20 protein-coding genes are annotated in these 22226 nt (G+C 62.9%); 16 read left to right on the forward strand and 4 right to left on the reverse strand.

Annotated features, from left to right (window positions below; genetic code table 11):
- The first annotated feature begins 69 nt into the window (after positions 1-69).
- Both GSR16_RS08485 and GSR16_RS08490 read left to right on the forward strand, forming a co-directional pair.
- A complete protein-coding gene (locus GSR16_RS08485; RefSeq protein ID WP_159876379.1) occupies positions 70-1506 on the forward strand; it encodes an efflux transporter outer membrane subunit in 1437 nt (478 codons plus the stop codon).
- Positions 1507-1538: 32 nt separating this feature from the next.
- Positions 1539-1730 carry a hypothetical protein gene (locus GSR16_RS08490; RefSeq protein WP_159876381.1) on the forward strand — a complete coding sequence of 64 codons (192 nt, stop codon included), beginning with the start codon at positions 1539-1541 and terminating at the stop codon, positions 1728-1730.
- Positions 1731-1797: 67 nt separating this feature from the next.
- Here the strand turns inward: GSR16_RS08490 and GSR16_RS08495 are convergent, their stop codons facing one another.
- Positions 1798-2757, reverse strand: a complete 960-nt coding sequence (locus GSR16_RS08495) for a LysR family transcriptional regulator (RefSeq protein ID WP_159876383.1) — start codon at positions 2755-2757, stop codon at positions 1798-1800.
- Positions 2758-2885: 128 nt separating this feature from the next.
- On the opposite strand from GSR16_RS08495, the gene GSR16_RS08500 reads away from it, so the two are divergent.
- Positions 2886-3734 carry an SDR family oxidoreductase gene (locus GSR16_RS08500; RefSeq protein WP_159876385.1) on the forward strand — a complete coding sequence of 283 codons (849 nt, stop codon included), beginning with the start codon at positions 2886-2888 and terminating at the stop codon, positions 3732-3734.
- Here the strand turns inward: GSR16_RS08500 and GSR16_RS08505 are convergent.
- Positions 3718-4494 (reverse strand): AraC family transcriptional regulator, encoded by a 777-nt coding sequence (locus GSR16_RS08505; protein ID WP_159876387.1) that lies wholly within the window; start codon positions 4492-4494, stop codon positions 3718-3720. The genes GSR16_RS08500 and GSR16_RS08505 overlap by 17 nt on opposite strands.
- A gap of 275 nt (positions 4495-4769) precedes the next feature.
- On the opposite strand from GSR16_RS08505, the gene GSR16_RS08510 reads away from it, so the two are divergent.
- From GSR16_RS08510 to GSR16_RS08535, 6 genes are all read left to right on the forward strand, one after another.
- Entirely contained in the window at positions 4770-5696 is a 927-nt protein-coding gene (locus GSR16_RS08510) for a 4-hydroxyproline epimerase (RefSeq protein WP_159876389.1), read from the forward strand.
- Between the two features lie 58 nt (positions 5697-5754).
- On the forward strand, positions 5755-6702 hold the full coding sequence (locus GSR16_RS08515; protein ID WP_089084219.1) for a dihydrodipicolinate synthase family protein: 948 nt from the start codon (positions 5755-5757) through the stop codon (positions 6700-6702).
- A gap of 67 nt (positions 6703-6769) precedes the next feature.
- Positions 6770-8341 carry an aldehyde dehydrogenase (NADP(+)) gene (locus GSR16_RS08520; protein WP_159876391.1) on the forward strand — a complete coding sequence of 524 codons (1572 nt, stop codon included), beginning with the start codon at positions 6770-6772 and terminating at the stop codon, positions 8339-8341.
- Between the two features lie 3 nt (positions 8342-8344).
- A complete protein-coding gene (locus GSR16_RS08525) occupies positions 8345-9607 on the forward strand; it encodes an NAD(P)/FAD-dependent oxidoreductase (protein ID WP_159876393.1) in 1263 nt (420 codons plus the stop codon).
- Positions 9608-9708: 101 nt separating this feature from the next.
- On the forward strand, positions 9709-10857 hold the full coding sequence (locus tag GSR16_RS08530; protein WP_159876395.1) for a branched-chain amino acid ABC transporter substrate-binding protein: 1149 nt from the start codon (positions 9709-9711) through the stop codon (positions 10855-10857).
- A gap of 437 nt (positions 10858-11294) precedes the next feature.
- Entirely contained in the window at positions 11295-12545 is a 1251-nt protein-coding gene (locus GSR16_RS08535) for a cystathionine gamma-synthase family protein (RefSeq protein ID WP_159876397.1), read from the forward strand.
- Positions 12546-12878: 333 nt separating this feature from the next.
- Here GSR16_RS08535 and GSR16_RS08540 read toward each other — a convergent pair whose 3' ends face one another.
- On the reverse strand, positions 12879-13964 hold the full coding sequence (locus GSR16_RS08540) for a tartrate dehydrogenase (RefSeq protein ID WP_159876399.1): 1086 nt from the start codon (positions 13962-13964) through the stop codon (positions 12879-12881).
- A 97-nt stretch (positions 13965-14061) separates the two neighbouring features.
- Here GSR16_RS08540 and GSR16_RS08545 point away from each other — a divergent pair, with 97 nt between their 5' ends.
- Positions 14062-14967, forward strand: a complete 906-nt coding sequence (locus tag GSR16_RS08545; RefSeq protein ID WP_159876401.1) for a LysR family transcriptional regulator — start codon at positions 14062-14064, stop codon at positions 14965-14967.
- Positions 14968-14988: 21 nt separating this feature from the next.
- Here the strand turns inward: GSR16_RS08545 and GSR16_RS08550 are convergent, their stop codons facing one another.
- Positions 14989-15906, reverse strand: coding sequence for a LysR family transcriptional regulator (locus tag GSR16_RS08550; protein ID WP_205677526.1), 918 nt, complete (start codon positions 15904-15906; stop codon positions 14989-14991).
- Between the two features lie 205 nt (positions 15907-16111).
- On the opposite strand from GSR16_RS08550, the gene GSR16_RS08555 reads away from it, so the two are divergent.
- The 6 genes from GSR16_RS08555 (at position 16112) to GSR16_RS08580 (ending at position 22201) form a co-directional block, all read left to right on the forward strand.
- Positions 16112-17419: an MFS transporter gene (locus GSR16_RS08555; RefSeq protein ID WP_159876403.1), complete on the forward strand. Its 1308-nt coding sequence runs from the start codon at positions 16112-16114 to the stop codon at positions 17417-17419.
- Between the two features lie 39 nt (positions 17420-17458).
- Positions 17459-18358, forward strand: a complete 900-nt coding sequence (gene ttdA / locus GSR16_RS08560; RefSeq protein WP_159876405.1) for a L(+)-tartrate dehydratase subunit alpha — start codon at positions 17459-17461, stop codon at positions 18356-18358.
- Positions 18355-18963, forward strand: coding sequence for a L(+)-tartrate dehydratase subunit beta (gene ttdB, locus GSR16_RS08565; RefSeq protein WP_159876407.1), 609 nt, complete (start codon positions 18355-18357; stop codon positions 18961-18963). The genes ttdA and ttdB overlap by 4 nt, the downstream gene beginning before the upstream one ends.
- Before the next feature lie 211 nt (positions 18964-19174).
- The gene (locus GSR16_RS08570; RefSeq protein WP_159876409.1) at positions 19175-19624 is read left to right on the forward strand and encodes a DUF441 domain-containing protein; all 450 of its coding nucleotides are present in this window, start codon (positions 19175-19177) and stop codon (positions 19622-19624) included.
- A 354-nt stretch (positions 19625-19978) separates the two neighbouring features.
- Positions 19979-20896, forward strand: a complete 918-nt coding sequence (locus GSR16_RS08575; protein WP_159876411.1) for a TIGR02285 family protein — start codon at positions 19979-19981, stop codon at positions 20894-20896.
- 6 nt (positions 20897-20902) lie between these two features.
- Positions 20903-22201 carry a sensor domain-containing diguanylate cyclase gene (locus tag GSR16_RS08580; RefSeq protein ID WP_159876413.1) on the forward strand — a complete coding sequence of 433 codons (1299 nt, stop codon included), beginning with the start codon at positions 20903-20905 and terminating at the stop codon, positions 22199-22201.
- The last annotated feature ends 25 nt before the right edge of the window (positions 22202-22226 follow it).

The raw sequence follows: 22226 nt of genomic DNA on the forward strand, positions 1-22226 counted from the left end.
GGGCATGAGCACGGCCATGCACTGCACCCGGCTGCCCAGCAACACCATGTCGAATAAGGAAGCGGATAGATGATCAACAGAATCACCCTGGGCCTGTTGCTGGCGGCTGCGCTAAGCGCCTGCGCCACACCGCCCGCCATCGATGGCAGCCAGCTGCCGGCCACCCCGGCCAGCTACAAGAACCCGCCAGCGGCCACACTGGCCGACGGTAGCTGGACGCTGGCGGCACCGGCCGATGCCGCCACCCGTGGCGACTGGTGGCTGGCCTATCAGGACAGCACGCTGAACCGGCTGATCGACAGCGCGCTGCAACACAATACCGACCTCGCTGCTGCGGCGGCCCGCCTGCAACAGGCCCGCGCCGCACTGGGCGTGGCCGATGCCGACCGTATGCCGCAACTGGGCGTGAATATCGGCAATGCGCGCGGCACGCAAGCCGGGGCCGGGCCGTCCGGCACCAGCTTGCTGAACAGCAGCAACACCACGCCGGTGAAGCTGACCAGCGTCGGGGCCAATTTCAGCTATGAAATCGACCTGGCCGGTCGGCTGTCCGGTGCCAGCCGCGCCGCCGCGCTGGATGCCGAGGCCAGCGCCGCGTTGCTGCAGGGCAGCCGTCTGCTGGTTGCCAGCCAGGTGGCACAGACTTACTTCAGCCTGCGTCTGCTAGACCAGCAACGTCAGCTGTTGCAAGACACCGTGCAGTCCTATGCCAGCACGGCACAGCTCACCCGCCAGCGTTATCAGGCAGGGGAGGAGTCCGGGCTGTCGCTGGCACGCATCGAGGCCGACAGCGAAGCCACCCGCGCCCAGGCCATTGCGCTGGACCGCCAGCGCGCCCAGCTGGAAAACGCACTGGCGGTGCTGACCGGCCAGCCGGCGTCCGGCTTCAGGCTGGAAGAGGCCAGCTGGAATGCCAGCCTGCCGCAGATTCCCGCTGGCTTGCCCGCTGCCATGCTGGCCCGCCGTCCTGATGTGGCGGCAGCCCAGCGCAAGCTGCTGGCGGCCCAGACCCGCGTCGGTGTGGCGCAAGCCGCCTGGTTTCCGGACCTGACACTGACCTCGGCCGGTGGCTATGCCAGCTCGCAGCTGCGCGACATCTTCCGCTGGTCGGCCCGCGCCTGGTCGGTAGAGGGCCTGCTGTCCTTGCCACTGTTTGATGGTGGCCGCCGTCAGGCGCTGCTGGGTTCGGCCCGGGCTGATATGGAACTGGCGCTGGCTGATTACCGTCAAAGCATCTTGCAGTCGCTGGCCGAGGTGGAGGATTCGCTCAGCGACATCCGCCTGCTGGCGCAGCAGGAAGAGGCCCAGCAGCAGGCCGTAGCCAGTGCCAGCCGGGCCAGCGCCATGGCGGATTCGCGCTATCGCAACGGCCAGACCGGCCAGCTTGATCTGCTGGATGCCCAGCGTAGCGAACTGTCCATCCGGCGTCAGGCGCTGAGCATCCGTCAGGACCGCTATCTGGCCTCGCTCAGCCTGATTCGCGCGCTGGGCGGCAGCTGGGATTGATTGCATTCATCAAGTCATGGAAAGGAAACATCATGAACAAGATATTAGGCAGCCTGGTGCTGATAGCGGCCTGCAGCGTGCAGGCTAATGCCGGTACTGGCCGGACGGATGCATCCGCACCTGCCAGCGCCAGCACATCGCCAACCCGCAATGCCAACGATGCCTTCTGCACCGCAGGCACCCCGTGCGAGGTCAACCGCCACCGTGCCGGTGAATATCACTGAGCATCATCATCATTTGAAAAAGGCCATGCATTGCATGGCCTTTTTTGTGTGGGCATGCGCTGAAGATTCAGCGCTGGTGGTAGGCAGCGTGGGCGGCGGCCAGCTCCTCGCTGGTGAGTACAAATTCGTGGCTGTCGCGCAGCCGTGCAATGGCCTGGTCGATAAAGGCCCTTACCCGGCCAGGCAGGGCATTGCGGCTGCCGTAGTACAGATGCAGCGCAATCGGGGTGCTGAGGTGCGGCAGCAGCAGCGGTACCAGCCGCCCGCTGCGGATATGCGCTGCGGCGGACAGATTGGCCAATTGGCCCACCACCTGGCCGGACAGCACGGCTTGCAGTTCCAGCTCGGTATCGTTGCTGTAAAAAGCCGGGGTGAAGTGACGCTGTTCCACCGTGCCGTCCACATTGAGATACCAGGGCGACACTTTGCCGCTGACCGGGTGGCGAAACATGCTGCAGCGGTGGTGGGTGAGCGCATCCAGGCTGGAGGGCAGGCCGTGGCGGTCCAGATACTGCGGGGCGGCGCATACGATAAGCTGCACCGGAAACAGCCGGCGGCTGATTACTCCGTCCTGGGCTGATGCGCCGATACGAAAGCCCACATCCACCCGGTCCAGCACCCAGTCACCAATGCCGTCATCCAGTTGCACGTCGGGCCGCACATCGGGATGGGTGCGGCAGAATTCATCCAGCACCGGCATCAGGATGCCGGCAAAGGACGACTTGGGGCCGACAATCCGCAGTGGCCCGGCCATCCCTTCCTTGCCGGCACGAGCGTTGCCGACGGCACGCTCCAGCGTGGCCAGTGCCGGCTGGGCATCCTCCAGAAACTGCTGGCCTTCCGCGGTCAGTGCCAGGCTACGGGTAGTGCGATGCAACAAGCGCACGCCCAGATGTTTTTCCAGCAGGGCAATGGCCTGGGTAGCGGCCTGCGGCGTTACCCCTTGCGCCAGTGCGGCCTGGCGGATGCTGCCCAGTTCCACGGCCTTGGCAAACATGGCAATGGAGCGCAATTCGTTGATGGCCATGGTTTTCCTTGTGCAGCTGCGTAGTAAATATCAATAAAAAATTGCTACTGGAGCAAGTTTAAACCGGCTATTCGCTTGATAGTGGCGTTTCTATAGTGTCGTCATGTCAACAGCGGACGAACAAAATCATGAGCAAGGACGTATTGGTGGTGGTGGGCGCAGGGCAGATTGGCCAGGCCATTGCGCGGCGGGTGGGGGTGGGCCGGCAGATTCTGCTGGCATCGTTGAATCTGGATGAAGCCGAGCAGGCGGTCAGCCTGTTTCGCAATGCCGGCTATCAGGCCACGGCGGCGACAGTGGATGTAGGCGCGCGGGACTCGGTGCAGGCACTGGTGGCGCAGGCCAGCCGGATGGGCTCGGTCAGCGGTCTGATTCATGCCGCTGGGGTGTCGCCGTCACAGGCCCCGCTGGAAACCATTCTGCGGGTGGACTTGTACGGCACAGCGCTGGTGCTGGAGCTGTTTGGCAATGTGATGGCGACAGGCGGCTCCGCGGTGGTGATTGCCTCCCAGTCCGGCCATCGCCTGCCAGCGCTGACGCAGCAGCAGGACAGTGCGCTGGCCATGACACCCACCGAGCAGCTACTGCAGCTGGACTTCCTGCAGGCCGGGCAGGTAGCCGATACCCTGCATGCCTACCAGCTGTCCAAGCGCGGCAATGCACTGCGTGTGATGGCAGAGGCGGTGCGTTGGGGCCAGCGTGGCGCGCGGGTGAATACCATCAGCCCCGGCATCATCATCACCCCGCTGGCCAATGCCGAGTTGAACGGCCCGCGTGGTGCCGGCTACCGCAATATGCTCAGCGCCAGCCCGGTGGGACGCGCCGGCACGCCGGACGAAGTGGCCCAGCTGGCTGCCCTGCTGATGGGGCCGGATGGCACTTTTATCACCGGCAGTGATTTTCTGATGGATGGCGGCGTGACCGCAGCCTTCCGTTTTGGTGATATCCAGCAGCCGGCCCTCAGCCCTGTGCCGTAGCCTGGCGGTACTGGCGCGGGGTAAAGCCGGTCAGTGCCTTGAACTGGCGGCTGAAGGCGCTGTGGTCGGTATAACCGCATTGCAGTGCTACATCGGTGATGGCCATGTCGGTGTGCAGCAGGCGGTGGGCATGTTCCAGCCTGGCCTTGTGTATCATCTGGCGCGGGGTCAGATGAAACACTTTCTTGCAATAGCGTTCCAGCTGGGCGGCCGATACCCCGGCAATCCGTGTCAGCTCTTCCATGCTGATGGGATGGTTGAAGTGCTTGCGGATAAAGTCATCCACTGCTACCAGCCGCTTGTAAGCCGGATGGGTCTTGCTGGCGGATTGCAGGTCCAGTGAAATGCCGATCAGGCCGATGATATCCCCCGCCGCACTGTATAGCGGCCATTTGTAGGTCAGGCACCAGCCGGGTTCCCGGCTCTTGAACAGGTGCAGCTCCAGCTGGTTTTCCAGCACCCGCCCTTCTTGCAGTACCTGCATGTCCTGCTCGGTATAGCCCGGCCCCAACTGGGCGGGAAATACCTGCGCGCTGGTCTTGCCCAGCAGCGGTTGCAGGCTTTTCAGGCCGCAGCGCGCCACCAGTGTGCTGTTGGCGCACAGATAGCGCGCCTGGCTGTCCTTGATGAAGATGGCCGCGTTGGGGATGAGGTCCAGCACCGGCAGCAGCGGTGCCACCCCGGCCAGCAGCGCCTCGATTGTTGCCGGACGCATTTTTTCCTGCCATTGCGCGATGGTGTCCACCAGGTCGCCTGTCATCAGCTTTCTCCCTTCCCCTTGAGGTATCACCCCGGTGGCCGTCCGGCAGCGGTTTTGATCGCGAAAACGCCAATTGTGCCGATTTCGTCATTGTCGCTGATGATAACCATCAAGAATGTTGGCGGCAATAAAGCCATTCTATGCAGGTGCTGACGCAGACGGATGCGGCACGAAGATGCAATGGAATCAAGGCACTGCAAGGAATCGCCCTGCCTGGCCCGGCCTGCTGCATCTGTCCGCCATCCGTCATTCACGTTTTCAGAATGGACAGGCGAATGAAACAGATACACATCATCGACTCCCACACCGGGGGCGAACCCACCCGGCTGGTGATGCAAGGATTTCCGGCGCTGAGCGGCGGCAGCATGGCCGAGCAGCGCGAGCAATTGCGTCAGCAGCACGACCAGTGGCGTCGGGCCTGTTTGCTGGAGCCGCGTGGCAGCGAGGTGTTGGTGGGCGCGCTGTATTGCCCGCCGGTGTCGCCCGATGCCACTTGCGGGGTGATCTTCTTCAACAACACCGGTTATCTGGGCATGTGCGGCCACGGCACCATCGGCCTGATTGCCTCGCTGCATTACCAGGGCCTGATTGCACCGGGCGTACACAAGATCGACACCCCGGTGGGGCCGGTCAGCGCCACCCTGCATGAGGATGGCGCGGTGACGCTGGGCAATGTGCCGGCTTACCGCTATCGCCAGCAGGTGGCGGTGGATGTGCCCGGCTACGGTGTGTTTCACGGTGATATTGCCTGGGGCGGCAACTGGTTCTTCCTGGTGTCCGAACACGGCATGGTGCTGGAAATGGCCAATGTGGAAGCGCTGACAGCCTTCACCTGGGCCATGTTGCAAGCGCTGGAAGCACAGGGCATCACCGGGGCCGATGGCGCGCTGATCGACCACGTGGAGCTGTTTGCCGACGATGCCAGTGCCGACAGCCGCAATTTCGTCATGTGTCCGGGCAAGGCCTACGACCGTTCGCCCTGCGGCACCGGTACCAGCGCCAAGCTGGCCTGTCTGGCCGCCGACGGCAAGCTGGTCGAAGGCGAAGACTGGGTGCAGGCCGGCATCACCGGCAGCCAGTTCATCGGCCAATACCGGAGGGAGGGGGATTGCATCCATCCCTTCATTACCGGCCGCGCCTACGTCACCGCCAGCAGCACGCTGTTGATTGACGAGCAAGACCCTTTCGCCTGGGGCATCTGAACCCCGCGTTAGACCGACATCCCCCACACACATATCCAAGCTGCAAGGAGCAATAACAATGAGCGACAACATTTTCACCGGCTGCATCCCGGCCCTGATGACCCCGTGTACCGCCGAGCGCAAGCCGGATTTTGACGCGCTGGTGGCAAAGGGCCGCGAGCTGATTGCTGCCGGCATGAGCGCGGTGGTGTATTGCGGCTCCATGGGCGACTGGCCGCTCTTAACCGAAGCCGAGCGCCAGGAAGGCGTGGCCCGCCTGGTGGCCGCCGGCGTGCCTACGATTGTCGGCACCGGTGCGGTGAATACCCGCGAGGCGGTATCCCATGCCGCCCATGCCGCCCGCGTTGGCGCGCATGGCCTGATGGTGATTCCGCGCGTGCTGTCGCGTGGTGCGTCCCCGACCGCGCAAAAGGCCCACTTTTCCGCCATTCTGGCTGCCGCGCCCGACTTGCCCGCAGTCATCTACAACAGCCCCTACTACGGCTTTGCCACCCGTGCCGATTTGTTCTTCGAACTGCGCCGCAGCTATCCCAACCTGATCGGCTTCAAGGAATTCGGCGGTGCCGCCGACATGCGCTACGCCGCCGAGCACATCACCTCGCAGGATGATCAGGTCACCCTGATGGTGGGGGTGGACACCCAGGTGGTGCATGGCTTCGTCAACTGCAATGCCACCGGCGCCATTACCGGCATCGGCAATGCGCTGCCGCGCGAGGTGCTGCATCTGGTGGCGCTGAGCAAGGCCGCCGCCAAGGGCGACGCGGTGGCGCGCCGTCAGGCGCGCGAGCTGGAATCCGCGCTGGCGGTGCTGTCCTCCTTCGATGAAGGCTGCGATCTGGTGCTGTATTACAAGTACCTGATGGTGCTGAACGGCGATACCGAATACAGCCTGCACTTCAACGAAACCGACGCCCTGACCGAAGCCCAGCGCCGCTATGCCGAAACCCAGTACACGCTGTTCCGTAGCTGGTATCGCAACTGGTCGGCCGGGCTGAATGTGGCCTGAGCCAGACCCTGAGCAGCCGTGCCACGCCCGCTGCGTGGCCGGGACTTCATTTCAAGCAGGAAACCCTATGAATCTGACAGGCAAGATGCTGATTGGCGGCCAGTCCCTTGGCGGCAAGCGTGAAGCGCAGCACGCCATCAACCCGTCCACCGGCCAGACCCTGCAACCGGGCTATGCCGGGGGCGATCAGGCTCAGGTGGAACAGGCGTGCGCGCTGGCCTGGGCGGCGTTTGACAGCTACCGCGAAACCACGCCGGCCCAGCGGGCGCAGTTGCTGGAAACCATTGCCGAAGAAATCGAAGCGCTGGGCGATGCGCTGATTGAACGCGCCATGCTGGAAACCGGCTTGCCGCAAGCCCGCTTGCAGGGCGAACGGGCCCGCACCTGCGGCCAGCTACGCATGTTTGCCCGTACCGTGAGGGCTGGCGAATGGCTGGATGTGCGGGTCGACCAGGCCCAGCCCGCGCGCCAGCCGCTGCCGCGTGCCGACTTGCGCCAGCGCCAGATCCCGCTGGGGCCGGTGGCCGTTTTCGGGGCCAGCAACTTTCCGCTGGCCTTCTCGGTGGCCGGGGGCGATACCGCCTCGGCACTGGCGGCCGGTTGCCCGGTCATCGTCAAGGCGCACAGCGCCCATCCCGGTACCAGCGAGCTGGTGGGCCAGGCCATTGTGCGTGCGCTGGAACAGTGCGGCCTGCCCGCCGGAGTATTCGCCCTGCTGTTTGGCAGTGGCCGCGCAGTAGGGCAGGCACTGGTCAACGATGCGCGCATCAAGGCAGTGGGTTTTACCGGCTCGCGTGCCGGCGGGCTGGCCTTGTGTCAGAGCGCACAGCAGCGTGCGGAGCCGATTCCGGTGTATGCGGAAATGAGCTCCACCAACCCGGTGTTCCTGCTGCCCGCTGCCTTGCAGGCACGCGGCGAGGTGCTGGCGCAGGGCTTTGTCGGCTCGCTGACGCAGGGGGCAGGGCAGTTCTGTACCAATCCCGGCCTGCTGGTGGCGCTACAAGGGCCGGCGCTGGAACAGTTTGTCGCCAGCGCGGCTGATTTGCTGCAACACAGTGCGGCGCAAACCATGCTGACGCCCGGCATCTGGGCGGCGTATCAGGACGGGGTGGACAGCCTGTCCCGCCATGCCAGCACCGTGGCCAAGGGCGTGTTGCCCACCGGCCCCAACCAGTGCCAGCCGCAGTTACTGCGGGTGCGGGCGGCGGAGTATCTGGCCAATCCGGCCTTGCAGGCCGAGGTATTCGGCGCAGCCGCGCTGATTGTGCAATGCAGCGATGAGGTGGAGCTGCTGCAACTGGCCGAGGCGCTGGAAGGCCAGCTTACCGCCACGCTGCAACTGGATGACGACGATATCGCGCTGGCACGCCGCCTGTTGCCGGTGCTGGAGCGCAAGGCTGGCCGCATCCTGGTCAATGGCTGGCCCACCGGGGTGGAAGTGTGCGATGCCATGGTGCATGGCGGGCCGTTCCCGGCCACGTCGGATGTGCGCTCCACCTCGGTGGGGACGGCAGCCATCCAGCGCTTCCTGCGCCCGGTGTGCTATCAGGACCTGCCGGATGCACTGCTGCCAACCGCGCTGAAACATGCCAATCCGCAGGGCTTGCCGCGCCTGCTGGATGGCGTGCGGGAGGCCTGAATCATGGCCGATACCCTTGTTGCGGGCGACGAAGTCATCGTGGTGGGGGCCGGTGTGGTCGGCATCGCTATTGCGCTGCAACTGCGGCTGGAAGGCTTTGCCGTCACCCTGCTGGACCGTGGCGAACCGGCCATGGAAACCAGCTATGGCAATGCCGGTGCCTTTGCCATCAGCGATGTGATACCGCTGGCCGAACCCGGCGTGCTGCGCAAGGTGCCCGGCTGGATGCTGGACCCGCTGGGGCCGCTGGCCCTGCGCTGGCGCTATCTGCCCAGCCTGCTGCCGTGGCTGCTGCGCTTTCTTGCCGCCAGCCGCCCCAGCCGGGTGGCCACACTCACCCGCGATCTGTCCGCCTTGCTGAGGCGGGTGAATCAGGACTACGCCGCCCTGATCGCTCAAGCCGGGCTGGGGGCCATGTGGCGACGTCACGGCAACCTCACCCTCTACCGCAACCAGCAGGAGTTCGACGCCGCCTTGCCAGCCTGGGAGGAAAAACGCCGCCACGGCGTGCAGTGGCAGGCCTTGTCACGCAGCCAGTTGCTGGCGCAGGAACCCCTGCTGGCCGAAGAGTGGCAATGCGCGGTGCGGGTGCCGGACTGGTCGCATGTGGACGATCCCTACACCTTCAGCTGCGGCCTGTTCGATGCCTTTGTCCGTGAAGGCGGGCGTTTTGTGCAGGATGAAGTGCTGGCCACGCTGGAGCAGGGTGGGAGAGTCAGCGGGGTGGAAACGGCCAGTCATGGCCGCTTGCAGGCAGCCGCCACAGTGATTGCCTGCGGCGTGTGGAGCGACCGTTTTACCCGCCAGCATCATTACCGCGTGCCGCTGGAAAGCGAGCGCGGCTATCACGTCAACCTGCCCAAGGCCGGGGTGAAGCTGCACCACTTCATCCAGTGTGCCAGCGAAAGCTTTGTCATCCTGCCCATGGCCGATGGCGGCCTGCGGCTGGCCGGCACGGTGGAGCTGGCGCATCGCGATGCCCCGGCCGACTGGCGGCGCGCCCACATCCTGCTGGACAAGGCACGGCGCATCGTCGGCGATTTTTCCACCGCAGACATGACGGTATGGATGGGCAATCGCCCCTCGCTGCCGGATACCGTCCCGATTATCGGCCCGGCCCCGCAGCAGCCCGGCCTGTGGTTTGCCACCGGTCATGGCCATCTGGGCCTCACCCTGGCCGCCACCACCGCGGTGCTGCTGACCAGCATGCTGCAAGGCAGGACGCCAGCGCTGGACATGCAGCCCTACCGCATGTGTCGTTTTTGATCCTGCCTCGGGCCGGCGCAGACCGGTAAGGGCAGGAGAGCAGTAGCAGGGGGAACCACCTGGTTTCTCTTGAATAAATGCAGCATCAAAGGAGAAATGACATGGCACAGAACAAACTGTTTGCACAGCTGAACTGGGTGGTGGCGCTGGGGGGCATGATGGCACCGTTTGCCATTGCCGCCGCGCATGCCGACACCGTGGTGAAGATCGGCTTTTCCTCGCCCTTGTCCGGCCCGCAGGCGCATTACGGCAAGGACAATGAAAACGCCACCAAAATGGCCATTGACGACATCAATGCCAAGGGCCTGGTGGTGGGCGGGCAGAAAATCAAGTTCGAACTGGTGTCGGAGGACGATCAGGCTGACCCGCGCATTGGCACCCAGGCGGCGCAGCGGCTGGTGGATGCCGGGGTGAAGGCCATCATCGGCCACTTCAACTCCGGGGTGTCGATTCCGGCCTCGCGCATTTATTCCGATGCCGGCATTCCGCAGCTATCGGTGTCCACCAACCCGGCCTACACCCAGCAAGGCTATAAAACCACCTTCCGTCTGGTGGGCAGCGACAGCCAGGTGGGCGGGGCGCTGGGTCAGTTTGCCGTCAAGACGCTGAAGGCCAAGAGCATTGTCGCTATCGACGACCGCACCGCCTATGGCCAGGGCATTGCCGACGAATTCGTCAAGGCAGTTACCGCCAGTGGCGGCAAGGTGGCACGGCGTGAGTTCACCACCGACAAGGCAACGGATTTCACCTCCATCCTCACCGCAGTCAAGGCGGCTAATCCGGATGTCATTTTCTATGGCGGAGCCGATGCCCAGGCCGCGCCGATGGCCAAGCAGCTTAAGCGTCTGGGCCTGAAGGCCAAGCTGATGGGTGGCGATATGATGAACACGCCCACTTTCCTGCAACTGGCCGGGGCCGATGCAGCCGGACATTACTCGGCAGTGCCGGGCGGTGTGCTGAATGCCCGTCCGGCCGGCAAGGCATTCGAAACCCGCTACAAGGCACGTTTCCACCAGGACGTGGTATTGCTGGGACCGCAGTTTTACGACGGGGTGATGCTGGTGGCCGAGGCGATGAAGCAGGCCGGTTCGGTAGAACCCGCCAAATACCTGCCCAAGTTGGCGGCTATCCGCTACAGCGGTGTGACGGCGGACTTTGCCTTTACCGCCAACGGCAATCTGCAAAAAGCCCCGGTAACGCTGTCGGTGGTGAAAAACAATGCCTGGACGGTGGAGTCCGTCGTTCGTTGAGCCCTTGGTGCTGAGCCAGACGGTCACTACAGTTTCCCCCGCGTTCTCAGTAGTCTCATGCCTGGGCCGGCGCGCTGCATTGCAGCCCGCCGGCCGCTTTTTCATCTGGCGGCAGTGCCGTGTCTGGTAGCGCTTATCGGCCCTGTTTTTAGCTGGCTTGCCTGCTCCTGCGTGCTTGCGCAGCGCCATGTGCGGCGCAGCAATCTGCATCTGCCCGCAGCGTAAATGCGGGCGGCTGGGTCAATTTCACGGGCAAAAGGTGTATCGTGGAGGCTTGCCGCAGCCGCGTGCAGGACTTTGCACCGCATCTGCCGGCCACCAGTATTCATGCAGGATTTGCCTGTCAGCCATCTCTGCGGCCCACCGCCGGTGGCAAGGCGGCAAGCCCTGTCAGTGACAGCACAGCACGCAGAAAATCTGTATCGGGAACCGGAGCAATGAGCAAAACAGACAAGCAGGGCCTCACCACCACCATTGTGCACCGCGACCGTCGCGCGGGCATGGAATATGGCGCATTGCGCGCACCGCTGCACAATAGCGTGCAGTACGGGCTGGAGCGCGTGGAGGACCTGATCGGCATCTTTCAGGGCACAAAAAAGGGCGGTTTCAATTATGCCCGCCAGGGCACGCCCACCACGGCCATGCTGGAGGCCAAGATCAACGAAATCGAAGGCGGTGTCGGTACGGTGTGCTTTGCCACCGGCATGGGTGCCATTGCCGCCATCTTCCTCACCCTGCTCAAGGCGGGTGACCATATCGTGTCCAGCCGCCATGTGTTCGGCAATACCAACAGCCTGCTGAACACCCTGCGCCAGTTCGGTGTGGAGGTCAGCATGGTGGACATGGCCTCTGCCGACAGCGTGGCGGCGGTGCTGACCCCGGCTACCCGCATGGTGTTTGTGGAAACCATTGCCAACCCGGGTACCCAGATTGCCGACCTGCAAGGCATTGGCAGCCTGTGCCGTGCGCACGGGCTGGTTTATGTGGTGGACAACACCATTACCTCACCGGCCCTGTTTAACCCGGCCAGCGTGGGTGCCAGCCTGGTGGTCAACTCCCTGACCAAGACCATCTCCGGCCACGGCGCGGCGCTGGGTGGCGCGGTCACTGATACCGGCCTGTTTGATTGGGCTGGTTATCCCAATATCGCCGATGAATACCGCAAGGTGGCGGTGGCGCAGCAGGGCCTCACCCAGATCCGCAAGAAGGGCTTGCGCGACATGGGGGCTTCCTTGTCCTCCGAACACGCCAACCAGATTTCCATCGGCATGGAAACACTGGCGCTGCGGGTTAAACACAGCAGCGCCAGCGCCCAGCGGTTGGCCGAATACCTGGAGGCACACTCGGCGGTACGCAAGGTGTCCTATCCCGGTTTGGCCAGCCATCCGCAGCATCAGCGCGCCAGTACGCTGTTTCGCGCCAATGCCTGGCTGCTGTCCTTCGAGCTGCGCGCTGCCGAGCAGACCAATGCCTTCCTCAATACCCTGCAACTGCCGATCAAGGCCACCGGTCTGGGGGACACCCGCACGCTGGTGATTCCGGTGGCATCCACCATCTTCTGGGAAGCTGGCCCGGAAAAGCGCCAGGAAATGGATATTCCGGACGGCATGGTGCGTGTTTCGCTGGGGCTGGAAGAGGTGGACGACCTGATCGCCGACTTCGCCCGCGCCTTCGATACGCTGGCCTGAGCTACCGGGCGGCCTTTGCACCGGCCTGATATCAGGCCGGGCATCATCCCGCGTGGCAGTGCCGGCGGCTGGGGCTCAATGCAGAAAAGTTGCCAATTGACGCATCCAGCCCATTTTTCACCGGTTTTGCACGGTCTGAAGCATGGCATCCCTTGGTACAACAGATGCTGTTGTGCCTCGGGTGTGTGGGGGGAGTGTCTCCCCCCTTTTTTTGCTCATGCCTTGCGCCGGCGCTGCTGTGTCCAAGTCCTGGTGCTGGCACGGACAGAAAGTCACCGGCGGTGGCTCAGGCGTGCGCTCAGCCGGCCGGTGGAACAAGGCCGGCTGCCGGGGTTAGTTGCCCTGTAGCAGTGCCGCGGCCACGGCCTTGCCCAGTGTCTCGGTACTGGCATTGCCCCCCATGTCCGGGGTGCGCGGGCCGTGTTCCAATACCTGATGGATGGCCGCCATGATGGCATCGTGCGCCCCCTGGTAGCGGGCATCGCCTTGCCCCAGAAATTCCAGCATCATCGCCCCGCACCAGATCATGGCGATCGGGTTGGCAATGCCCTGGCCGAAGATGTCGGGGGCGGAGCCGTGTACCGGCTCAAACAGCGAGGGGAAGTTGCGTTCCGGGTTCAGGTTGGCCGATGGGGCAATGCCGATGGTGCCGGTGCAGGCCGGGCCCAGGTCGGACAGGATGTCGCCAAACAGATTGGAGGCCACCACCACGTCAAAGCGCTCCGGGCTGAGGACGAAGCGCGCGGTGAGGATGTCGATGTGGTATTTGTCCCAGGCCACATCCGGGTAGTGACCGGCCATGGCTGCCAGCCGCTCGTCCCAGTAGGGCATGCTGATGGCGATGCCGTTGGATTTGGTGGCGGAGGTCAGGTGTTTTTTCGGCCGCTTTTGTGCCATCTCGAAGGCAAACTTCAGGATGCGATCGGTGCCGTGGCGGGTGAAGATGGATTCCTGCACCACGGTTTCCCGCTCGGTGCCTTCAAAAATGCGGCCGCCGATGGAGGAGTACTCGCCCTCGGTATTCTCGCGCACCACCATGAAGTCGATATCGCCCATCTCTTTGCCGGCCAGCGGGCAGGGGATGCCGGGCATCAGCCGCACCGGGCGTACATTGGCATACTGGTCGAACTCGCGGCGGAACTTCAGCAGCGAGCCCCACAGCGAGATATGGTCCGGCACCTTGTCCGGCCAGCCGACTGCGCCAAAATAGATGGCGTCACAGCCGGACAGCTGCGCATGCCAGTCGTCCGGCATCATCTGCCCGTGTTGCAGGTAGTAATCGCAATTGGCCCAGTCGAATACCTGAAACTCCAGCTCCAGACCAAACCGGCGGCTGGCCGCCTGCAATACGCGCAAGCCTTCCGGCATCACTTCCTGACCAATGCCATCCCCGGCTATCACGGCAATCCTGTGTTTCATGGTGTCTACTTTCATCCAGCGACGGTGCAAAAGCTTAGCTTAACAAGCTACGAATTATTTACAATTGACGTGACTGTTGATTGATTGGATACGAATCGTGAACGACAAGCCGCAGCTGGATGATCTGCAACTGTTTTGCCAGGTGGTGCGTCACCGCAGCTTTGCCGCCACCGCCCGTGCCATGGGGGTATCCAAGGCGCTGGTCAGCAAACGTATCGGCCTGCTGGAACAGGTGATCAAGGAGCGTCTGTTTCACCGTACCACGCGCCATGTCGGGCTGACGGCGCAGGGCGAGGTGGTACACCAGTGGGCGCTGCGCATTCTGGAAGATGTGCGGCTGATGGGCGAGGCGGTGTCGCAGGAGAAGTCACAGGCCGACGGGCTGATCCGCATCTGCAGCAGCAGCGGCTTTGGCCGCAGCAAGCTGGCGGCGGCATTGTCGGCGCTGGCCGTGCAGCAGCCGCAACTGGAAATACAACTGGAATTGCTGGACCGGGCGGTGGATCTGGTGGAGGAGGGTTTCCAACTGGATATCCGGGTGGGCAGCGTGCGTGAAGGCAATGTCATTACCCGCCGTATCGCCGCCAACCGGCGGATTTTGTGTGCCGCACCATCCTATGTGGCTGCGCATGGCATGCCGCAGTCGGTGTCCGCGCTGACCCGGCATCAGTGCATTCTCATCCGCGAGCGGGATCAGGACTATGGCCGCTGGACGCTGCACGGCCCGCAAGGGGAGGCGGTGGTGCGGGTGGGCGGGCGGCTGGCCAGCAATAATGGCGAAATCGCCCGGCAATGGGCGCTGGACGGGCATGGCATCATCCTGCGCTCGGCCTGGGATGTGGCGGATGATGTGCAGCACGGACGCCTGCTGCACATCTTGCCTGAGCAATACCAGCCGGCCGATGTCTGGGCGGTGTATCCGGAACGCTCTTCCGCTTCGGCCAAGGTGCGGGTGTGCATTGCTTTTCTGCAGCAATGGTTTGCCACCCGCCTGGCAGGCTAGGCCGCTCAGCGGGCAGGACATCTACCAGGCGGTGCGCCCGGCTGCCGGGCCGTCGGCATGCTGGCGCATGAAGTTGCGCAGATGCTCGACAAAACAGCTCACCTTGGCCGACAGGTTCAGCCTTTCCATGTATACCGCGTAGACATCGGCTGGCGGGGTGTCGAATTCTGCCAGCACCTGTACCAGCCTGCCGCTGCGCAGGTATTTGGCCACATCCCATTCCGCCCGCATCAGGATGCCATAGCCATCCAGCGCCCAGTTCAGTGCCACTTCGCCGTCATTGGTGCTGAGTGTGCCATGTACTTTCACCGTTTCTGTCTGCTTGCCATGGCTCAGTCGCCAGTTGCCGGCCGCCATTTCATTTTGTCGCAGCACGATGCACTGGTGGCGGGTGAGGTCGTGTGGCGTCTGCGGGCTGCCGGCGGCGGCCAGATAAGCCGGCGAGGCGCACAGCAGGCGGCGGTTGGCGGCAATTTTCTTGGCAATCAGGCGGGAGTCCGGTGCTTCGCCAAAGCGGATGGCGATATCAATGGCCTCATCCGGCAGGTTGACCGGGCGGTCGCTCAGGTGCAGCTGGACTTCTACTTCCGGATAGCGCTTGTTGAAGGCTGAAATCGCCGGCCCGATATAGGAACGCCCGAAGCCCAGCGGGGCGTTGATGCGCAACAGGCCCTTGGGTGCGGCGCGGCTGCTGGAGACACGCTGCTCCATTTCCTCGATATCGCTGAGGATGCGCAGGGCGCTGGCAAAGTAGGCCTCGCCTTCGCCGGTCAGGCTTAGCCGGCGGGTGGTGCGGTTGAGCAGACGCACGCCCAGCCGTTCTTCCAGTTGTGCCAGGCGGCGCGATACCGACGGCGGCGTTAGGTTCAGCTCGCGCGCGGCGGCGGCCATGCTGCCCTGTTTGACGATCAGGCAGAAGAAGGCAAGGTCGGATTGCATATTGATTGTTACGTTTGGCGTAATGATGTTTTAAGTTTACTTCGATTAATTACTTTTTCAAACAGGCTAATCTCCTCGCAACGCTCAACCGAATCAAAAAATCCTGACCGCAGCAAGCAGGTGCTGACGGCAGGGGCCACCACAGATGGCCACAAGGGGGATGTCGCCAACATCCCGCAACAATCGGAAACAAAGAGGAGAACCTATGGGACACGATATCGAAGCAAGCACAATGCGCCGCGTCAGCTGGCGCATTGTTCCACTCATCATGCTGCTGTACTTCATTGCCTACATCGACCGGGTGAACATCGGCTTTGCTGCCTTGAGCATGAAGCAGGATCTGGGCTTTTCCGCCTCCATCCTCGGCTTTGGCGCAGGCATTTTCTTCTGGGGCTACTTCCTGTGCGAAGTGCCGTCCAATATCGCCCTGCATCGCTTTGGCGCGCGCAAGTGGATAACCCGCATCATGCTCAGCTGGGGGGTGATTTCCGGCGCCATGGCCTTTGTGCAGGGGCCGCTCAGCTTTTATGTGATCCGCTTTCTGCTGGGGGCGGCCGAAGCCGGTTTCTTCCCCGGCATCATTCTTTATCTCAGCTACTGGTTTCCGGCACGCCGCCGTGCGGGCATCACGGCATTGTTCATGGCTGCCGCGCCCATTTCCACTGCGCTGGGTTCGCCCATTTCGGCGGCGCTGCTGGAAATGCACGGCTATCTGGGCCTGCACGGCTGGCAGTGGATGTTCCTGATCGAAGCTTTCCCGGCCCTGTTGCTGGGTGGCGTGGTGTTCTTCTGCATGACCGACCGTCCGGAGCAGGCGCACTGGCTGGCCGCCGACGAGCGCAACTGGCTGGTGTCCACCATGCAGGCCGAGCAGCAGGGCAAGGGTGGGGAGGATCACCACAGCCTGCTTGCCGGCCTGAGCAATCCGCGAGTGCTGGCGCTGGCCTTCATCTACTTCGGCACGTCGGCCGGCCTGTACACCCTGGGTATCTGGGCTCCGCAGATCATCAAGCAGCTGGGTGTCTCTTCCATGACGGTGGGGGTGCTCAATGCCGTGCCGCCCACCGTTTCGGTGGTGACCATGGTGTTGTGGTCACGCCATTCCGACCGTAGCGGCGAACGTACCTGGCATGTGGTGCTGGCCTGTATTGCCGCGGCAATCGGCCTGGTGGTGGCCAGCGGTGCCAGCGGTGTCATCGGCCTGATTGCCGCGCTCACCCTGGTCAATATCGGCATCAGCTGTGCCAAGCCGCCGCTGTGGAGCATGCCCACCCTGTTCCTGTCCGGCACTGCTGCTGCCAGTGGCATTGCCGCCATCAACTCCATTGGCAACCTGGGCGGTTTTGTCGGCCCGGCCATGATCGGCTGGATCAAGGACCAGACCGGCAGCTTTGCCGGTGGCCTGTACTTCGTCGCCGGCTTGCTGATGTTTTCTGCAGTTCTGACGCTGGTGCTCAGTCGCTTCCAGGCGGCAGAGGCATCCGTCATGGCGGTCACTCAGGACCGTCACTAAACCCCACCCCTGAATCCCACCCATTTGCGAGGACACAACATGGACAAGGAAATCGCCATCCAGTCCCTGACGGACACCATGGCCAAATTCACCGCCTACATCGGCAAACGCCTGCCACGTGATGTGAAGGCCAAACTGGCTGATTTGCGCACGCTGGAAACCAACCCGCTGGCCAAATCCATCTACGACACCATGGAAGGCAACCAGCAGGCCGCCGACAAGCTGGACCGCCCCAGTTGCCAGGACACCGGGGTGATCCAGTATTTCATCGAGGCCGGCGCGCACTTCCCGCTGCTGGGCGAGCTGGAAGACATCCTGCGCGAGGCGCTGGCCGGTGCCACCAGGCTGGGCCCGCTGCGCCACAACGCGGTGGAAACCTTTGACGAAAAAAATACCGGCACCAACACCGGCACCAACATCCCCTGGCTGGACTGGCGCATTGTGCCGGATTCGGACAGTTGCACTATCGACGTCTACATGGCTGGCGGCGGCTGCACCCTGCCGGGCGCGGCCAAGGTGCTGATGCCGGGTCAGGGTTACGAAGGCGTGGCCGAGTTTGTGATGGACGTGATTACCGAACGCGGCGTCAATGCCTGCCCGCCCTTGCTGGTGGGGGTAGGGGTGTCGACTTCAGTGGAAACCGCTGCCCGGCTGTCCAAGCTGGCCATCATGCGTCCGGTGGACTCCAAAAGCAGCAACCCGCGCGCCGCGCTGATGGAAGAGCTGCTGGAGCAGGGCTTGAACGAGATCGGCATCGGCCCGCAAGGCCTCACCGGCAACAACAGCGTGATGGGGGTGAATATCGAATCCTCCGCCCGTCATCCGTCCACCATTGGCGTGGCGGTGAATACCGGCTGCTGGGCGCATCGTCGCGGCAAGATCCGCGTCCATGCCGACCTGTCCTATGAAATCCTGTCCCACGAAGGAGTGGTGCTGTGAAAAAAATCCTGACAACCCCGATCAAAGACGAAGACCTGGCCGAGCTGCGCATTGGCGACGTGGTGTACCTCACCGGCCAGCTGGTGACCTGTCGCGACGTGGCGCACCGTCGCCTGATCGAACAAGGCCGGGAACTGCCGGTGAATCTGGAAGGTGGGGCGATTTTTCATGCCGGCCCCATCGTGCGCAAGAAGGACGACGGCAAGTTTGAAATGGTGTCCATCGGCCCCACCACCAGCATGCGCATGGAAAAGTTCGAGCGCGAATTCATCAAACAGACCGGGGTAAAGCTGATTGTCGGCAAGGGCGGCATGGGGCCGGAAACGGCTGCCGGCTGCCAGGAACACAAGGCCGTGCATGCCATCTTTCCCGGTGGCTGCGCCGTGTTGGCCGCCACGCTGGTAGAGGAAATCGAAGGTGCCGAATGGCAGGACCTGGGCATGCCGGAAACCCTGTGGATCAACCGGGTGCGGGTGTTTGGCCCGCTGATCATCTCCATCGACACCCAGGGCAATAACCTGATCCAGCAAAACAAAGAACAATTCAACGAGAAGAAAAAGCCGGTGCTGGACAAAATCTGCCAGCAACTCAGCTTCATCAAGTAATTCGGAATCCTGTCTGGCTGCCAGCTTGCTGGTAGCTACTGCGACCTTGTGCGAGGGCATTGAACAATGCCCTCGCTTTTTTTTTGTTGCTGCATTGCTGCCGGTGGTGACGGTGTGCTGGCGTATAATTGCGAGCATTACTCATTACCGTACGCCACTCAGCGCAGCTGCGCCTGCCTGCTGGCGCTGCCTTTTCCTGAAGCGATCCGCAATGCATTTTGACAATCTCCCCATCCTGCTCATCCTGGCCATCTCTCTGATCGGCAATAATTTCACCGTGTCGATTGCGGCGCTAGTGCTGCTGCTGATCAAGCTTGTGGGGCTGGACAGCTGGCTGCCGGTCATCGAATCCAAGGGCATCAATGTCGGCGTGGCCATTCTGACTGCCGCCGTGCTGGTGCCGCTGGTATCCGGCCGGGTGGATGCCAGCAGTATTGCCAATGTGTTCAAGTCGCCTGCCGGGGTGATCGCGGTACTGACTGGTCTGCTGGTGGCCTGGATTGCCGGCCAGGGCGTGCCCTTCATGAAGTCCTCGCCGGAGGCGGTGACCGCGCTGATGATAGGCACCTTGGTTGGCGTGTGTTTTTTCCGTGGCTTGGCGGTGGGTCCGCTGATTGCCGGTGGCGTGGTGGCGCTGGTGCTGGGGCTGCTGAAGCTGTAAGGTCGCTGCCGACCGGCGGCTAGCTGCCCGTGAGGATCTGCTCGGCCAGTATGATGTATGTGCTGTCGCACGCGGTGGTGCCTGGTCGGCGCGCTGTATCTGGCCATGCTCAGCCTGTGCATGTTGCAGGATGTGTTGCTGTCCGGGCTGTTTGTTGATTTGCTGCTGTTGGGAAAGTTGGTCTGAGTGGCGGCGGCCACGGAATCTGGCTGCTGACATACAAGTGCTCAAATCCGGAAAACATTCCCGTGCAAGGGTTTGAGGCAGGGTGGGGGTGTTGCGAAGGGGCTTGCTGCCCGGGGGCTTGGCGGAGAGAATGTATGCCTTTGCGTTTGATGCAGTAAAGGATATTGCATGTTCTCAGCCGCCACATGGCAAGACGGGGCAGGGTTTTGCCAGCCACTGTTGACGGTTGGCATGGCCTGGAGTCTCGCCCTGGCCGGTGGCGTGGTACAGGCCGGCGAGGTCAGCGTCAACTGGCAGATGCCCGACTATCCGCCGGTCATCATTACCAGCGGCCCATATCAGGGGACGGGCTACGCCGATGTGTTCCTGCGCTATTTCATCGAACGTACGCCCGAGTTCCACCACGTGGTGCAAAACTCCAGCATGTCACGGGTATTTGGCCTGATGAAGCAGGGGCTGCCGGTGTGCGAACCCAGCCTGCTCAAGACCGCAGAGCGTGAAGCCTACGTGGACTTCAGCGGCCCGGTGGAGTTTGTCCTGCCGCACCACCTGGTGGTGCGCGCCGACCGGGTGGGCCGTCTGGCGGCATACCGCGATGGCGGCGGGGCGGTGGATATCGCCCGGCTGATGCGCGATACCACGCTGATTACCGTGAGGCAGGAGAAACGCGGCTATCCGCCTCCGGTACTGGAGGCCATGACGGCGGCGGCCGGGCAGAAAAACCTGCTGCTGACCAGCGATGACGACGAGGGGCCGTTCCGTCAGCTGGCCAGCGGCTGGGTGGATTACATCATCAGCTATCCGGATGAAATCAACTGGTTTTCGCGTAAATTGCAGCTGCCGGCCGAGCAGAAATTTGTCTATCTGCCGATTGCCGGCCTGCCCGAATACACCATCGGCTATGTGGGTTGTACCAAGAGTGAGTGGGGCCGCAAGGTGGTCCGGCGGGTGAACGAGATCGTTGCCAGGGCCGGCAAGCGACCACCGTGGATTGATGCCGAGGCGCGCTGGCTGGACCCGGAGGCCGCCAGGCGCTACGAGGATGTGTTTGTCCGGCGCTCACCTTTCAAAAGCAATTCCAGGTAAGCCGGCATGTACACGTTTTCCTCCTGGCATGGCCTGCGCCAGATCTGCACCCGTTTGAGTCACGGCATGTCCAGCGTGCTGGCCCGGCGCATGCTGTTGTGGATTGTCTGCATCAGCGCCAGCGCGGCATTGATTGCCACCTCGGTACAGCTGTTTTTCGACTACCGGCAGGATGTGTCCGATCTGGAAAAGGGCATGCATTACATCGAGCAGAACCAGCTGCCCGGTTTGGCCGATGCCGCCTGGAACTTCAATGTCGCCAGCATGCAGGTACAACTGGATGGTATCGGCCATTCGCCCTGGGTTGCCGGGGCCATGGTGCGCTATGGCCCCAGCCAGCAGGCGGAGCTGACCACCGGCCAGATGGACCGCGATGCGGACCGCATCTACCGCTTTGCCCTGCGGCGTCATGGCATGGTGGTGGGGATGATCTACATCGAGCCTAACCTGCACACCCTGTATGGCCGTACCCTGGACCGCATTGCCATCGTGCTGGCGGCACAGACGGCCAAGTCCATGGTCACCTCGATCTGCATCCTGCTGTTGATTTCATGGATGATCACCCGCCACCTGACGCAAATGGCGGAATTTGCCCAATCATTCGAACCAGGCAAGCGTTTGCGTCCCTTTGTGCTGCATCGTCGGCATGCGCATCAGGATGAGCTGAGCGTGCTGGCCGATGGCCTGAATGATGCCTATGCCCGCCTGCAGCGGGCGCATGATTTCGAGGTGCACCATAACGATATCCTGATGCAGGAAGTGGCACTGCGCACGGCTGAACTGCAGGATGCGCATGCGCGGCTGGCACGGCAGGCAATCAGTGACAAGCTGACTGGTGCGCTCAACCGTTTTGGGCTGGAAGAGCGCTTTGCCGTTGAAATGCAGCGTGCGCAGGCAGAGGGGCGCCAACTGGCGGTAATCATGGCCGATATCGACAAGTTCAAGCAGGTAAACGATCGCTGGGGCCATCTGGTTGGTGATACGTTGCTGCAGGATTTCACTGCCATCCTGCAAGATAGGCTGCGCGCAAGCGATACCCTGGCACGCTGGGGTGGCGAGGAATTTGTGGTGTTGTGTCCGGATACCAGCCTAGAGCAGGCCATGCAGCTGGCCGAGCACATGCGCGCCTGCGTTGCGGCACACCGCTTTGCCGTGGTGGACAGTGCAAGCAGCAGCTTTGGCGTGGCCGCATGGCGCAGCGGCGACGTGACCGACAGCCTGGTGAAGCGGGTGGACGATGCCCTGTACCGTGCCAAGCAGAATGGCCGCAACCGGGTTTGCCCGGAAGCGCCGGCACAAGCCTAGTGGTTTTTGCCTTCTGTCACCGGCA

It is taken from the genome of Aquitalea denitrificans, from assembly GCF_009856625.1.
Classification (GTDB): Bacteria; Pseudomonadota; Gammaproteobacteria; order Burkholderiales; family Chromobacteriaceae; genus Aquitalea; species Aquitalea denitrificans.